Raw genomic sequence first — 14,497 nt, 5'->3', positions numbered from 1 at the left:
ACTGGGGGCGATCATGGTCAGGACTTGGTCCCGGCGGGATCCGGCGGGGGATTCCTTGGCCGGGCGATGGGTCGCGTCCGCCCGGCGGATCTCTCACGTTTTTCTTCACCGATGTCGTCGGGGACTCCAACCCGAGGTCGTGGCCCGAAAATTCGTCCACGAAAGGAAATCGTTGGGCCTGTTTTGGATGATTTATGAATGCCCAGGTCCGACGGGGGTAGCGGCGCTTTCGACCGAAGACGCACAACCGTTGGAGGCATCGGTGAACGAGTATCCAGCCGGGATGGGGGAGCGCCCGGGGCAGAGCGGGGAGCTGCACACAACGGCCCAACCGGCCGGGTCGGCCGGGGGCGGGACAGCTCAGCAGGCCAAGCAGGCCGTGGGGGAGACGGCCCAGCAGGCCAAGCAGGCCGTGGGGGAGACGGCCCAGCAGGCCAGGCAGGCTGCGGGGGACGTGGCCGGAACGGCCAAGGAACAGACGCGGGTGGTGGCCGGAGAGGCCAAGGACCAGGCGCTCCGCGCCGCCAGCCAGCTGAAGGACCGCGCCGGCGCTCAGGTGCAGTACCAGAGCCAGCGTGCGGCCCAGGGCATCCGCCAGTGGGCCGACGACCTGGCCTCGATGGGTGAGGCAGCCAAACCGGACTCCCCGGTCTCCGGGGTGGTCCAGCAGGTCGCCGACGGAGGACGGCGAGCGGCCGACTACCTGGAGCAGTACGGGCTCGGCGGAGTGGTGGAGGACCTGCAGAACTTCGCGCGGCGCCGTCCGGGGGTGTTCCTGGCCGGGGCGCTGGCCGCGGGCTTCCTCGCCGGCCGGATCGCCAAGGCCGTCACGGACTCCTCTGGCTCCTCCGGCCAGAACGACTCCGCTTCCACGACCCCGTCCACTCTGGGCTCCGTCGAGACGACCTATCCGGCTCCGGCGGTCGAGACGGGCTACCCGGTGCCGCCGGCCGAGACCGGCTACCCGACGCAGCCCGTCCAGACGACCTACCCGGCCCCGCCGGTCCCGTCCGCCCAGCCGGGCTACCCGCAGGAGCGGCCGACCGGGACCCCCACGTCCCCGCCGACGGGTTGGGGTGGTGAGCCGCGATGAGCATGCCGGCCCAGTCCGACCACCAGCAGCCGTCTCTCGGGCAGCTGGTCAGTGAGATCGGGGACGATCTTTCCAAACTGTTCCGCCAGGAGGTGGAACTGGCCAAGGCCGAGGTCCGCCAGGAGGCCGTCAAGGCGGGCAAGGCCGCCGGAATGCTCGGCGGCGCCGGGTTCGCCGGATACATGGTCGCGCTGCTGGTGACGCTGGCCGTCATGTTCGGCCTGGGGGCCGTCATGCCCCTGGGCTGGGCGGCCCTCATCGTCGCCGCCGTGTGGGCGGGAATCGGCGCGGCGCTGTTCCTGAGCGGACGCGCCAAGCTGAAGCAGGTGTCGCCCAAGCCGGAACAGACCATCGAAACGCTCAAGGAGGATGCGCAATGGGCGCGGGACCTGACGAAATAAGGGCCGAGATCAACGCCACCCGGGCCGAGCTGGCCGCCGACGTGGACCGGCTCGCCGAACGGACCAGCCCGACGCGGATCGTGCAGCGCCGCAAGGACCGGGTGCGTCAGAAGATGCGCACGGTGCGCGAGCGCGTGATGGGTACCCCGGCGCACGCCGCCCACCAGGTGCGGCAGCAGGCCGGGCACGCCGCCCACAGTGTCCGCGACACCGCCGCGGGTGCCGCCGAGACCGTGCGGGGCACCGCCTCCGACGCCGCCGGCACCGTCAAGCACGGTGCCCAGCAGGCGGCCGAGACCGTCAAGCACGGCGCGCAGCAGGCCGCCACGGCGGTCAAGGAGGCGCCCGAGCAGGCCATGCGGAGCACGCAGGGCAACCCGATGGCGGCCGGTCTGATCGCCTTCGGCGCCGGGCTGCTCGCCGCGACCCTCATCCCGAGGACCGAGGCCGAGCAGCGGGCCGTCGAGCAGCTCAAGGACCAGGCGGGCGACGTGATCGCGCCCGTCAAGGACGCGCTGCAGGACTCGGCCCAGCACCTCGGCCAGGAGGCCAAGGGCATCGCCCAGGAGGCGGCCCAGAACGTGAAGGGCACCGCCCAGGAGGCCGCTCAGAACGTGAAGGGCACCGCCCAGGAGGCCGCCCAGAACGTCAGGGAGACGGCCACCGACGCGGCCAAGAACACCGGTGAGCAGGCCAGGGAACAGGCCCACCAGGTGACCGACCAGTCCCGTTCCCACTACGGCTCCTAGCCGGCGAACGAACCACGCCCGTGTCCCGCCGCGGCGGGACACGGGCGGCTCCGACTCACAGGCGGTGCACCCATGACCCATCACGACGTCCACCAGTCATCCGGTCACGACGTCCGCAACCGCTCAGACGGCCGGGCGCGTGGGACGGAGAAGGGGACCCTTTCCGGCGGCCGCAGACCGCGGGGTGAGAGCTCTCCCGACGGCCCCACCGAGCTGCACAAGCGCTCGTGGTGGGGCGTCCTCAAGCGCACGGCCAAGGAGTTCCAGCAGGACAAGCTCACCGACTGGGCCGCGGCCCTGACCTACTACGCGGTGCTGTCGATCTTCCCGGCGCTGCTGGCGATGGTCTCCCTGCTGGGCCTGTTCGGCCAGTCGGCGACCCAGTCGCTCATCGACAACCTGGGAACGCTGGCCCCCGGGCCCGCCCGCACCACCATCGAGTCGGTGCTCACTGAGCTGCAGAAGAGCCAGGGGGCGGCCGGGATCGCCGCGATCATCGGTATCGCCGTCGCGCTCTGGTCGGCCTCGGGATACGTGGCCGCGTTCATGCGCGTCGCCAACGTCGTGTACGAGATGCCCGAAGGCCGGCCCATCTGGAAGACCCTGCCGCTGCGGCTGGCCATCACCACCGTCCTGGTGATCCTGACCGCGGCCGGCGCGGTCGCGGTGGTGTTCACCGGCGACCTGGCCCGCAGGGCCGGAGATCTCATCGGCCTCGGCGACACCGCGATGACCGTCTGGAGCATCGCCAAGTGGCCGGTCCTGGTCATCGCCGTGATGCTGGTGCTGGCCCTGCTGTACTGGGCGGCGCCCAACGTCTCGCATCCGGGCTTCAAGTGGGTCACGCCGGGCAGCGTGCTGGCCGTCGTGGTGTGGATCATCGCCTCCCTGGCGTTCGGGTTCTACGTGGCGAACTTCGCCTCCTACAGCAAGACCTACGCCGCCCTCGCGGGCGTCATCGTCTTCCTGGTCTGGCTGTGGATCACCAACATCGCGGTGCTGCTCGGAGTGGAGCTCGACGCCGAGCTCGCCCGCGCCCGCGCGATCGAGGAAGGCCTTCCGCCGGATCAGGAACCCTACGTCGAGCCGCGCGACACCCGGAAGATGGACGAGGACGAGCTGCCGGAGCATCCGGTGGTGCGTGGCGACCGTCCGGAGGGACGCGGGTGATCAGGAGCGCTCGACGGCCGGGGCGATGTCCCTGACCAGGGTCAGGAGCGACCTGGCCAGCAGGGTGTGCGCCTGGGCGCGGCTCAGGGCCTTGTGCTGCAGCCACTCGCGGGTCGCGACCTCGGCCAGCCCGGAGTAGGCGCGCAGGACGGCGCGCAGGGTGTCGGTCGGCCCGGGGACGCGCAGGGCCTTCAGCAGATGCTCGACGGTCAGGTCTCGCGTCCGGTGGACGATCCGCGTCAGCTCGGGGTCCTGGCCGAAGCCCTCGGCGTCGACCGCCGCGAACCAGGTCGTGGCGTTGGCGTCGGCGGCGTCCAGGAAGTGCGCCACGCACAGGTCGACCATCTCCTCCAGCGACAGGCCCTCCGGCAGCGGCGGCAACTGCGTCGCCAGGGTCGCGGTGAGGTGGCGCACGACCTGGAGGAACAGCTCCCGCTTGGCGCCGAAGTAGTAATGCACGAGGCCGCGCTGCACGCCCGCCTCCCGCGCGATCGCCGTGGTGGAGACCTCGGTGTAGGGCAGTTCGGTGAACATCCGGCGGGCGACGGCGAGGATCTGCTCCCGCCGCTCGTCACGGCCGAGCCGGCGGTAGCGGGGAGAGGCCATGCCGCCAGCCTAGGTCACCGGCGCGCGGCGGCGGTGAACAGTTTCAGCGGGCGTTCGCGCGCCACGAGATAGCCGGTCGACCACTGCCGCAGGCGGGTGGGGACGGCCCGGGCCGCCACCCGGTTGGCGGCGATGACGGCGGCGAACGCCCTCGCCCTGGAGGCGTTCCAGGGGATGCCGAGCTCGCCGCGCAGCTTCGCCGGGAGCAGCGCTCCTGCGACGAGCATGCTGAGGTGGTGGGAGGCGGGCCCCAGCGGCCACGGGACCCGCAACCGCTGCCCGGTCTCGATGACGATCCGGGCCACGTCCGTCGACCGCAGCTCCTGGCGGACCACGCGGTCGAAGTAGGCCGTGAAGTCGGCGTAGGTCTCCGGGCAGTGTCCCTGCGGCACCCCGCACGCGTAGGCGACGAGCTTCTGCTCCCGGTAGAACCGCTCGAGCTCGCCGGGCGACAGCGCGCCGAAGATCCGGCCGTAGAGGTCGGCGCCGTTCTGCACGAGCGTCGCCCACACCCATGTCAGCAGGTCGGGGTCCATCGCGTGGTACGGCACGCCCTCGTCGCTGGTGCCGCCGACGCGCTCGTGCATGCGCCGCAGGATCGTCGACTGACGGGCGGAGACCTCAGGCGTGCCGAAGGACAGCTTCAGCATGATGTCGGCCGTACGCCAGAGCCTGCGGAACGGGTCGGAACGGAAGTCGGAGTGGTCGCGCACGCCCGCGGCGACCAGCGGGTGGGTCACCTGCAGCAGCAGGGTCGGCGCCGACCCCAGGGCCAGGATCGGCTCACGCATGATCTTCCACGACAGGTCGCCGGGCCGGAAGGGAAGCGTTCGGGGCTCGTCCATGACTTCAGTGAAACACGCTATTGGCACATCGCCAATAGCGTTGTTGGCGATGTGCCAATTGATTCCGGGGTACGGCCCCGCCGCGGCTTCCGCGGTACGGCCGTGCCGCGCGCGACAGCCGTACGACAGGGCCGTGACAGCACCGGCCCCGATGCTCCTGGTGATCCACCGGACGACCAACGGAGAGAACACGACATGGACGCCAGCAAGATCGAGCAGTTCCACCTTCAGATCGCCCAGGAGTCCCTGGGCGCGAGCCTGAGCCTGTCCAACTACCTCGGGGACACGCTGGGCATCTTCCGGGCGATGGCCGGGGCCGGCTCCCTGAGCAGCGCCGAGCTCGCCGGACGCACCGGCCTGTCCGAGCGGTACCTGCGGGAGTGGCTGTCCACCCAGGCCGTCGCGGGCCACCTGGCCTACGATCCCGCGACCGGCGGCTTCGAGCTGCCCGACGAGCACGCCGCCGTGCTGGCCGACGACGAGGCCGTCACCGCGTGCTCCGGGCAGATCGAGGGCGGGGCCGCCATGTGGCTGGCGGTCGACGAGATCGCCGAGGCCTTCCGCACCGGGGCGGGCTTCGGCTGGCACCGGCACGACGCGCGGCTGTTCAGCGGGGTGAACCGCTTCTTCGGGCCGCTCTACCGGATGTCGCTCGTGGACCAGTGGCTGCCCGCCCTGGACGGCGTGGCCGACCGGCTGCGCGCCGGGGCCCGCGTCCTGGACGTCGGCTGCGGACACGGCACCTCCACGGTCCTCATGGCGCAGGCCTTCCCCGCCTCGCGCTTCGAGGGGATCGACTCCCACGAGGCCTCGGTCGAGGCCGCCTGCCAGGCCGCGGTCAAGGCCGGGGTGGACGACCGCGTGCACTTCCACGTCGGCGAGGCCACCGAGGACCCCGCCGGTCCCTGGGACCTGATCTGCTTCTTCGACGCCCTGCACGACATGGGCGACCCGGTGGCGGCCGCCCGTGCGGCCAGGCGGGGCCTGGCTGCGGACGGCACTCTGCTCCTGGTCGAGCCCGCCGCCGCCGACCGGCTGGAGGACCGGATCGGCAACCCGATCTCGATGAGCTACTACGCCGCCTCGACATTCCTGTGCGTGCCCAACGCGCTGTCGCAGGTCCCGTCCGGGGAGCCCGCGGGCCCCGGGGTCGGGCTGGGCGCGCAGGCGGGGGCCGGGCGCCTGACCGAGGTGCTCCGCGAGGCCGGGTTCGGCACGGTCCGGGTGGCACTGGCCACCGACTACAACCTGATCATCGAGGCCCGTCCCTGACGGCTCGGTGAGGACCGTGCGGCGGTGCCGGCTGCCGTTGAGGGGGTCACGCCGCGGTGCCGGCGTCGGCCGCGGGGGTCACGCCGCGGCGCTGGGTGCTCCGGTGTCCGGCGCCGCGGCCAGCTCGACCCGGTTGCGGCCGCCGTGCTTGGCGGCGTAGAGGGCCTCGTCGGCGGCGTGCAGCAGGTCGTCGGGGTTCTGTCCGGGGACGATGGCCGAGACGCCGGCGCTGAAGGTGACGTACAGCTCCTGCCCGCCGACGGTGACGGGCTCGCCCGCCACCCGCTCGCGCAGCGCGTCCACCCTGGCCCTGGCCTGCTCGCCGGTGGCGCCGGCGAACACGATCACGAACTCCTCGCCGCCGTGGCGCGCCACCGCGGTGCCCTCACCGGCCGAAGCGGCCAGCGTGGTGAGCAGCCGCGCGAAGCGGACCAGGACCTCGTCCCCCGCGCGGTGGCCGTGACGGTCGTTGACCTGCTTGAAGTGGTCGACGTCCAGGACGGCCACGCTGAGCGGCGAGCCCTCCGCCGCGGCCCGCGCCACCTCCCGCTGGAGCACCTCCATCAGGTGGCGGCGGTTGTGCAGGCCGGTCAGCGCGTCCCGTACGGCCTGCTCGGCCAGGTCGGCGCGGAGCGCCTCGATGGTGCGCAACTGCTCGTGCAGGCGGGTGTTGGCCGACTCCAGCTCGTTGCGCTGCTCGTGCAGGCGGGCGTTGGCCGACTCCAGCTCGCTGCGCTGTTCCTCCAGACAGGCGTTGGCCCGTTCGAGTTCACGGCGCTGCTGATGGAGCGCGGTGACGTCGCGGGCGACGATGGCCCAGCCGACGTGCCCGGCCCGGTCGTCGTGCAGGGCGCTGATGCGCATGTTCAGCTCGATGCCGCCGCTCGCGACGATGGTCACGTCCGTCTCACCGCGGTCGGGCAGCGACAGCCTGCCGAGCGGTTCGGTGAAGGAGAACCCGATGAGCCGGGAGGGCAGGCCGGAGGCCAGCTTGCGGGCCATGCGGTCGGCCGCGGCGTTGAGGTCGAGGATGCGGTGCGAGAGGTCGACCGTCATCACCGCGTCGCCGATCACGTCGAAGAGCTGCTCGCGCGCCACCGGGACGAGTTCGAGTAGGGAGCGGCGGACCATGACCGTGTAGACGATGATCGTGGTGGCGCAGAAGCCGATCGGCGTGATGTCGGCGACGCGTACCAGGCCCAGCAGGCCGATCGTGTTGCACACGGTCGAGGGGGTCAGGCTCAGCAGGCTGTAGCCGTACAGCGGGCGCTGGAAACGCGGGCCGCGCATCCACGCCCTCACCAGCCTCGCCACGCCGACGCACAGCAGGAGATAGCTGTAACCGGTGTGCGCCCAGAACAGCGGGCCGAACTCGGGGATGCGCACCTCGGGCGCTCCGGTCAGCTCGTCCGACACGAAGAACAGGTGGTGCCAGGGATTGGTCACGATCGCGGCCGTCACGAGGGCGGGCTCGATCGTCAGCAGCAGGGCGGTCCGCCGGGGGACCCGCCAGGTGCGGTCGATCATGGCCTTGGACAGGCAGAGGAAGCCCGCCATGCACCCGCACACGCCGAGGTACTTCACGACCGTCAGCAGCCGGATGACCCCGGGGTCGAAGCTCAGGACGGTGAGCTCCTCGGTCGCGGACCACATCGCGATCGCCGCGGCGATGAGGGCGACGATGCCGACCGCCGGTGTGGCGCGCCGGCGCCAGGCCGCGACGGCCACGCCGGTGGCCGCGACCGTCGCCAGCGTGAACAGCAGAATGAGGAACGGCAGTCCCATCCTCCGCTCCTTTCGCTGACGGCGGCACCCGTTTCTTTGCGCTCCTATCGGACGGTTACCCTCCGATCTAAGAGATTCACCGTCTGTGTACGTTGCGTGTGCGTTGCGTGTGCGTTGTGTGTGTCGTGCCGCCGGGACGTGCGGCGGGCGGCGTCCCCGCAGTTCAGCACCGGAATGGGAGGAAACCCCCGGGGTAGGGGGCCGTGGGCGGCCCCGGAGCGGCCGGGTCCGCGGGAAGTAGTCCCCAGGGGGCGGAGATGTCATCCGACGAGATCACGCGGTCGGCCGAGGAGATCAGGCGATCGGCCGACGAGATCGGGCGGTCGGTCGGTGAGATCAGGCGCTCGGCGCTGCCGCTGGCCGCGCCGGAGGACCTCGATCCACTGCTGGCGCGCATCGGGGACGCGCGCCACGTCCTGATAGGGGAGGCCAGCCACGGCACCCGTGACTTCTACTCCTGGCGGGCCGCGCTCACCCGTCGGCTGATCGAGGAGAAGGGCTTCCGGTTCATCGGCGTGGAGGGGGACTGGCCCGACTGCGAGCGGGTGCACCGGTCGGTCACCCGTCCCGGGGCCGAGGACCCCTACGACGCCCTGTACGCCTTCGCCCGCTGGCCCACCTTCATGTGGGCCAACGAGGAGGTCGTGGAGTTCTGCCGGTGGCTGCGCCGGTGGAACGAGACCCAGCCGGCCGATCGGCGCTGCGGCTTCCACGGTCTGGACGTCTACAGCCTGTGGGACTCGCTGCACGCCGTCCGCGGTTACGCCGCCCGGCACCTGCCCGGGCAGATGGAGACCGTGATGCGCGCGGTGCACTGCTTCGAGGCGTACGGTCACGACCCGCAGCAGTACGGGATGATGACCCGCCTGACCCCCGAGTCCTGCGAGAAGGAGGTCGTCGGCCTGCTGGCGGCGGTGGACCGGGCGACGCCCGACGACGAGACGGGTTTCGCCGCGCGGCAGAACGCCGAGGTGGTGGCCGGGGCGGAGGAGTACTACCGCGCCATGGTCGGCGGGGGCCCGGAGTCGTGGAACATCCGCGACATCCACATGGCCGACACCCTCGACCGGCTGACGGACTTCTACGGCGACGACGCCAGAGGGGTGGTCTGGGCCCACAACACCCACATCGGGGACGCCCGCGCCACCGACATGGCCGCCGCCGGGATGACCAACCTCGGTCAGCTCGTCCGCGAGCGCCACGGTGAGGACGACGTGGTGCTCGTCGGCTTCGGCACGCACCGGGGCACGGTCGTGGCGGCCGACCGGTGGGGCGGCCGGGCCGAGGTCATGGAGGTGCCGCCCGCGCGCGCCGCGTCCCTGGAGGCCGTGCTGCACGGCTCCGGGCTGGAGCGGGCGCTGTTCATCGTGCCCGAGGCCGGGGACCGGCCCGCCTGGTACGACCGGCCGATGGGCCACCGGGCCGTCGGCGTGGTCTACCACCCGGAGCGCGAGCGGTGGGGGAACTACGTGCCGACGGCGCTCGGCCGCCGCTATGACGCGTTCATCTGGCTGGACCGCACCGAGGCGGTGCACCCGCTGCACGAGGAGCCGTCGGACGAGAAGGAGATGGAGACCTACCCGTCCGCGGTGTGAGGCGGTCGTGCCGACGCGACGGAGCGACGGGGGCGGTACGGTGCCCGCGTCGACAGCGGGGCCCTGCGGTGCTCGCGTCGACAGCGGGACCGTACGGTGCTCGCGTCGACGCGACGGAAAAATAGCGCCATTTGTCCGTATCTAGCGCGTTGCTCGCCCGGTCCGGGGAACGGAAGCCCCGGGAGGCTGAGTCCCCCCGATCCCGCCGACCCGGGGCACGGCCGTACCTGGCCTCTCATATGGGCCTCTCATATGGCCGCGCCGGGTCTCTCATATGACAGTGACAGGGGGAAACACCATGACCGACCGTTCCGATCCGGAGCTCGACCGGCTGTGGCAGGAGTTCCACGAGTTCGTGAACATGTCGTCGGGGGAGCTGAGGGACTTCCTCATGGCCGCCGGCTCGGGGGAGGACGCCTCGCCCGAGAATCCCGGCCGCTGGATGCCCGAGCTCGGCCAGGAGGTGCTGAACATCCTCGGCAAGCGCAAGGTCGATCTCACCCCGGGCGACCTGGAGACGATGCGCCGTGTTGTCGGCATCGCCGAGGACGCCGAGGCCCACGCCGCCTCCGCCGCCCAGGACGACCGGCAGCGGCGGTCCCTGATGGCGGTCGGCCACGACCCGCTCAGGCCGGCCAGGACGGAGGACTAGGTGTCACTTCAGTAGGGCGGCCAGACGGGCGGGGGCGACGACCCGGTAGGCCTCGGTGACGATCTCGGCGATCTCGTCCCAGTCCTGGGGGACGTCGAGATAGACCCCGAGCCAGCCGCGGTGGCCGACGTACGGCGGGCGGAAGAAACGCTCGGGGTCCTGGGCGACGAGAGCCTCCTGCACGCCGGGCGGGGCGGCGCACCAGAAGGCGAGCCGGTCGTCGTGATGGTGGTCGGCGTACGTCACGAACGTCTTCCTGTCGCGGATGAACCAGGTCGGCTCACCGTGGCTGAGCCGTTCGGTGGTCTCCGGCAACGCCAGGCAGAGCCGTCGCAGCGACTCCAGCGGATCATCGGTCATGGCCCGACGGTACGTCGCGGCGAGGAGATCGTGAACCGTGGGCGTCAGACGGGGCCGAGATAATTCCGCTCCGCCGAGGTCAGCGCGTGAAGACGGAACGTCTCGTTTCGCCCCGTGCTAGCCTCACCGGCGTGTCCGCCGCCAAGGAGCCGAACCCCGCCCGCCGCAGCCGGCGATCACGGCAGGCCATCCTGGAAGCCGCCCGCGAGCTGGTGCTGGAGGTGGGCTACGCCAGGCTCACCATCGAGGCCATCGCCGCGCGGGCGGGCGTGGGCAAGCAGACGATCTACCGGTGGTGGCGCTCCAAGGGGGCCGTGGTCTTCGACGCCTTCCTCTCGCTGAGCCGGAGCGGCGATGAGGAGTCGATCGCCCTGCCCGACACCGGTGACATCGAGGCCGACCTCAAGGCCGTCATGCGGGCCACCGTCGCCGAGTTCGCCGACCCGCGCTTCGAGGCGCCGATCCGGGCGTTCACCACCGAGATCATCAACGATCCCGACCTCGCCGCGCAGTACCGCGAGAAACTGGCAGGCCCGCTCGACGAGGCCAAGAAGGCCCGCCTGCGCAGCGCTCAGGAGACCGGTCAGATCGCCGCCGACGCCGACCTGGACCTGGCGCTCGAACTGCTCTACGGGCCGCTCCACCAGCGCTGGCTGCACCGCTCGGGGCCGCTCACCCCCGAGTACGCCGACGCCCTCGTCGACCTCACCCTCAAGGCCCTGCGTCCGTGAAAGGCCGGGTTCCTCATCCGGTGACCGAGATCGTCCAGCCCTGCTCGCAGCTGGAGCCGAAGACGCCGGTGTCGCATCCCTCGACGTTCCAGCGGTAGCCGCTGTTGGTCCGGACGCGTGTCCACGTCCGCCCGCGCGTGCCGCCGGCGACGTCCTTCTGGGCTCCGTGCGGGTCCGCGGCGCTGGTCCAGCGGACGATGAACTTGTCGTAGCGGCGCGGGGCGGTCGTCTTCCAGTCGAAGTAGGCGTACCCGTTGCGGGACCAGGCGGCCACCACCATGTTCGGCCCCTGCCGGGGCGACCAGGCGATCTGCCCGTTGGTGAAGCTCTGCCGACGTCCCGCCTTGCCGACGTTGTTGAGCAGGATGTCGCTCTCGTGCGTGGTCGGGCAGCCGAACACGCTGTCCTCGCCGCCCAGTTCGGCCCACCGGGCACCGATCAGGCCGTACGGCTGGATGCTGCACTTGCCGGTCGTCGTCTTCGCAGTCTTAGTCGCTGTCGTCGCTGTCGTCGCTGTCGTCGCTGTCGTCGCGGCGGTGTCGGCGGTGTCGGCGGTGTCGGCGTGGGCGGGCAGTCCGGCCGACAGAGTGGCGGCCAGCGCGAGCGCGGTGGTCATCGTGAAGGTCAGGCGACGGTTCATCGAGGGCACTCCCGGGGTGAGGCCCGCCGTCCCTGCCGCCGCGGGCGCCATGTCCCAGTGATACAGAGCACCGCTTGCCACCGGCTTTACCGCCGCCTGCGAAAACGTGCAAGGCACGGTCGCGGGGACCACGGTCGCGGGGACCGCGTCTCCGGCTCGCCGGGGCGGGCCGGGTCTCAGCGGCCGGGTCTCAGCGGCCGGGTCTCAGTGGCCGGGTCTCAGCGGCCGGGTCTCAGTCGGGGCGGGCCGACTGGAGGAACGCGGTGCAGCGGCCCAGCAGGGCGATCAGCGTCTCCCGCTCCTCCGGGCTGAACTCGGCGGCGAGGGCCCGTTCGACCTCAACCGCGCGGACGTCCCCCTCGGCCAGCACCCGCTCGCCCTTCTCGGTGAGCCGGGTCTCCAGGATGTTCTTGTGCCACTCGTGCGGGGTGCGCTCGATCAGGCCGTTCTCCTGGAGGTTCTTGAGCACGGTGTTCATCGTCGGCGGGGTGACCGCGCACGCCCGGGCGAGCGCGGCGGCCGAGATGCCGGGGCTCTGCGACAGATGCAGCAGGGCCGCGTACTGCGACACCGTCAGCTGAGCCGGCTTCAGCGCGGCCTGCTTGGCCGCGCTCAGCGCCTGCTCGGCGCGCTTGAGGTGGGAGCCCAGGCGCTCCGGAAGCGGCATCGAGGTCATCTGTGCATGTTAACGGCCCAGAAGGTTTGTATGTTGACGAGCATTAGAACTCTAATTACTGTAAGGACTCGTTCTAAAGACGGCTATCTAATGACTCCCGAACGGTCGAACGGAGAAACAGCGTGTCCCGATTCCGCCAGCCCCTCGCCGTGGCGACCGCGGCTCTAGCCGCCGGCCTGTCCTTCGCCCCGGCCGCCCACGCGGCCCCGGGATCCCCGAACGCCCGAGCGGCCTCGGTCCTCCCCGCGGCCGCGAGCACCGTGACCCCGTACGGCACGGCCTCGGCGGCCGATGCCTCCACCCCGTCCGGCCTCCGTACCCGCCTGCGCGTCTCCACCGCCTACGAACTCCCGGGAGACCGCGTCTATCCCGAGGGGATCGCCGCCGACCCGCGCACCGGCGACCTGTACGCCGGGTCGTTCACCGACGGAACGGTCTTCAAGATGACCCCGGGACGGCGCGTGGCCCAGGTATTCCTGCCGGCGGGCGCGGACGGCCGGGACACCGCCAACGGACTGAAGGTGGACCGGCGCGGACGCCTCTGGGTGACCGACTCCAGCACCGGGGTCTCGGTGTACGACACGCGCAGCCGCCGCCTGCTGGCCCGCTTCGAGGTCCCGGGCGAGGCCGCGCGCTTCGTCAACGACCTCGCCGTCACCCCGGACGGCACCGCCTACCTGACCGACAGCATCCGCGCCGTGGTCTACCGCGTCACCCCCGGGCAACTGGCCAAGGCGGGCGGCGACCCCGTGCCGCTGACCCCCCGCTTCGACCTGAGCGGCGTCCTCGACCCCCGCGAGCCCGGCGCCTTCAGCCTGAACGGAATCGTCGCCGACCCCACCGGGCGCCACCTCCTGACCGTGGACATGGTCGGCGGCGACCTCTACCGCATCGACCTCGCCTCGGGCGCGATCCGCCGGGTCGCCCTGCACGGCGGCGACATGCTCCACGCCGACGGCCTGGAACTGCAGAAGGGCAGACTCTGGGCCGTCCACAACACCACCCACACGATCAGCCGCTGGCGGATCTCCGGAGACGGCTCCACCGCCCGGATCGAGCGCACGGCGACCGACGAGGCACTGCAACTCCCGACGACACTGGTCCGCGTCGGCGGCACCCTCTACGTGGTCCGCTCACAGTTCGACAAGGGCGGCCCGCTGGGAGAGGGCACCCCCCGAACCCCCTTCACCATCGCCGCCGTCCGCGGCCTCTGACTACCGGCCGTCCCGTCCCGCTCCCCGGCGGTCACTTCACCCGGGCGCCGGGGAGCGGGCCGTGGAAGACCTCGGGGGTGAGGACGACGCCTGTCAGCCGGGTCGCCAGGAGCAACGCCCCCTCGAAGCCCGGAGAATCGATCTCGTAGTCGACGTCTACGGGATCGGTGCCGGGATCGAAACCGGCCTGGCGCATCATCTCGACGAACCGGTCAGGATCACTGCCCTCACGCCAGTCCGGGGTCACCGGGTCGAAAGAGGTCACCGGCTCGCCGTCGACCACGTACTCGAACCCGCTCCAGGCGTTGACGTTGCAGAAGATCATTATCGCTTCGGTCCCCGCCGAGAGCGCGTCCAGGGCCCCGGAGTCGACCAGCCGGTTGTCCCATCTCTCGATGACCACGGTCCATTCGCCCGACCGCCACGCGCGCACGGCCTCGGGCACCGGACACTCCCCGCCGGTGAACAGCTCGATGTCACCCTCGTCCGCACCCAGGCGGCGCAGCGCCTCGACCTCGTCGACCCCTCGGACGAACGTCAGGCTGCACGTCATCCCCAGGGCCTCGGCTGCGTGCAGCCACGCGATGTCGGCCCGATCCACCTCGGCCACGGCCATTGTCGCCCCGCCTGCTCCCGTGCTCGATGGGGACCCTCGCCGGGGACAAAGTAGCGACCGCGGGGCGGCCCGTCGCCACCCGGGGTCTGAAC

General features: G+C 71.5%; 16 protein-coding genes. 9 read left to right on the top strand and 7 right to left on the bottom strand.

What is annotated here, in order from left to right; genetic code table 11:
• The first annotated feature begins 262 nt into the window (after positions 1–262).
• The 4 genes from Psi01_RS11650 to Psi01_RS11635 all read left to right on the top strand — a co-directional run bounded on the left by Psi01_RS11650 (position 263) and on the right by Psi01_RS11635 (position 3,413).
• Positions 263–1,093, top strand: a complete 831-nt coding sequence (locus Psi01_RS11650; protein ID WP_204063972.1) for a hypothetical protein — start codon at positions 263–265, stop codon at positions 1,091–1,093.
• A complete protein-coding gene (locus tag Psi01_RS11645; RefSeq protein ID WP_204063971.1) occupies positions 1,090–1,494 on the top strand; it encodes a phage holin family protein in 405 nt (134 codons plus the stop codon). Before Psi01_RS11650 ends, Psi01_RS11645 begins: the two co-directional genes overlap by 4 nt.
• Positions 1,470–2,243: a DUF3618 domain-containing protein gene (locus tag Psi01_RS11640; RefSeq protein WP_204063970.1), complete on the top strand. Its 774-nt coding sequence runs from the start codon at positions 1,470–1,472 to the stop codon at positions 2,241–2,243. Before Psi01_RS11645 ends, Psi01_RS11640 begins: the two co-directional genes overlap by 25 nt.
• A gap of 72 nt (positions 2,244–2,315) precedes the next feature.
• Complete coding sequence (locus Psi01_RS11635) at positions 2,316–3,413, top strand: YihY/virulence factor BrkB family protein (RefSeq protein ID WP_204063969.1); 1,098 nt, start codon at positions 2,316–2,318, stop codon at positions 3,411–3,413.
• Here Psi01_RS11635 and Psi01_RS11630 read toward each other — a convergent pair whose 3' ends face one another.
• Complete coding sequence (locus Psi01_RS11630; RefSeq protein ID WP_204063968.1) at positions 3,414–4,019, bottom strand: TetR/AcrR family transcriptional regulator; 606 nt, start codon at positions 4,017–4,019, stop codon at positions 3,414–3,416.
• A gap of 14 nt (positions 4,020–4,033) precedes the next feature.
• A complete protein-coding gene (locus Psi01_RS11625; RefSeq protein ID WP_204063967.1) occupies positions 4,034–4,864 on the bottom strand; it encodes an oxygenase MpaB family protein in 831 nt (276 codons plus the stop codon).
• Positions 4,865–5,059: 195 nt separating this feature from the next.
• On the opposite strand from Psi01_RS11625, the gene Psi01_RS11620 reads away from it, so the two are divergent.
• Positions 5,060–6,136 carry a class I SAM-dependent methyltransferase gene (locus Psi01_RS11620; protein WP_204063966.1) on the top strand — a complete coding sequence of 359 codons (1,077 nt, stop codon included), beginning with the start codon at positions 5,060–5,062 and terminating at the stop codon, positions 6,134–6,136.
• Positions 6,137–6,214: 78 nt separating this feature from the next.
• On the opposite strand, the gene Psi01_RS11615 is transcribed toward Psi01_RS11620, so the two are convergent.
• Positions 6,215–7,921 (bottom strand): histidine kinase N-terminal 7TM domain-containing diguanylate cyclase, encoded by a 1,707-nt coding sequence (locus tag Psi01_RS11615; protein ID WP_204063965.1) that lies wholly within the window; start codon positions 7,919–7,921, stop codon positions 6,215–6,217.
• 257 nt (positions 7,922–8,178) lie between these two features.
• On the opposite strand from Psi01_RS11615, the gene Psi01_RS11610 reads away from it, so the two are divergent.
• Positions 8,179–9,516: an erythromycin esterase family protein gene (locus tag Psi01_RS11610; protein WP_204063964.1), complete on the top strand. Its 1,338-nt coding sequence runs from the start codon at positions 8,179–8,181 to the stop codon at positions 9,514–9,516.
• Positions 9,517–9,814: 298 nt separating this feature from the next.
• Positions 9,815–10,168, top strand: coding sequence for a DUF3140 domain-containing protein (locus tag Psi01_RS11605; protein ID WP_204063963.1), 354 nt, complete (start codon positions 9,815–9,817; stop codon positions 10,166–10,168).
• A 3-nt stretch (positions 10,169–10,171) separates the two neighbouring features.
• On the opposite strand, the gene Psi01_RS11600 is transcribed toward Psi01_RS11605, so the two are convergent.
• Positions 10,172–10,528, bottom strand: a complete 357-nt coding sequence (locus Psi01_RS11600) for an MmcQ/YjbR family DNA-binding protein (RefSeq protein WP_204063962.1) — start codon at positions 10,526–10,528, stop codon at positions 10,172–10,174.
• 131 nt (positions 10,529–10,659) lie between these two features.
• On the opposite strand from Psi01_RS11600, the gene Psi01_RS11595 reads away from it, so the two are divergent.
• Positions 10,660–11,259, top strand: coding sequence for a TetR/AcrR family transcriptional regulator (locus Psi01_RS11595; RefSeq protein ID WP_204063961.1), 600 nt, complete (start codon positions 10,660–10,662; stop codon positions 11,257–11,259).
• 13 nt (positions 11,260–11,272) lie between these two features.
• On the opposite strand, the gene Psi01_RS11590 is transcribed toward Psi01_RS11595, so the two are convergent.
• Both Psi01_RS11590 and Psi01_RS11585 read right to left on the bottom strand, forming a co-directional pair.
• Positions 11,273–11,899: an LGFP repeat-containing protein gene (locus Psi01_RS11590; RefSeq protein ID WP_204063960.1), complete on the bottom strand. Its 627-nt coding sequence runs from the start codon at positions 11,897–11,899 to the stop codon at positions 11,273–11,275.
• Positions 11,900–12,131: 232 nt separating this feature from the next.
• A complete protein-coding gene (locus tag Psi01_RS11585; RefSeq protein WP_204063959.1) occupies positions 12,132–12,575 on the bottom strand; it encodes a MarR family winged helix-turn-helix transcriptional regulator in 444 nt (147 codons plus the stop codon).
• Between the two features lie 122 nt (positions 12,576–12,697).
• Here Psi01_RS11585 and Psi01_RS11580 point away from each other — a divergent pair, with 122 nt between their 5' ends.
• Entirely contained in the window at positions 12,698–13,789 is a 1,092-nt protein-coding gene (locus Psi01_RS11580) for an SMP-30/gluconolactonase/LRE family protein (RefSeq protein WP_204063958.1), read from the top strand.
• 31 nt (positions 13,790–13,820) lie between these two features.
• On the opposite strand, the gene Psi01_RS11575 is transcribed toward Psi01_RS11580, so the two are convergent.
• Positions 13,821–14,399: a DUF6461 domain-containing protein gene (locus Psi01_RS11575; RefSeq protein ID WP_204063957.1), complete on the bottom strand. Its 579-nt coding sequence runs from the start codon at positions 14,397–14,399 to the stop codon at positions 13,821–13,823.
• Positions 14,400–14,497 lie beyond the last annotated feature (98 nt).

The sequence above is a fragment of the Paraplanobispora siamensis genome (assembly GCF_016863175.1).
GTDB classification, from domain to species: domain Bacteria; phylum Actinomycetota; class Actinomycetes; order Streptosporangiales; family Streptosporangiaceae; genus Planobispora; species Planobispora siamensis.
The sequence above is the reverse complement of the archived record's forward strand: the minus strand, read 5'-3'. Positions and strand labels throughout refer to the sequence as shown.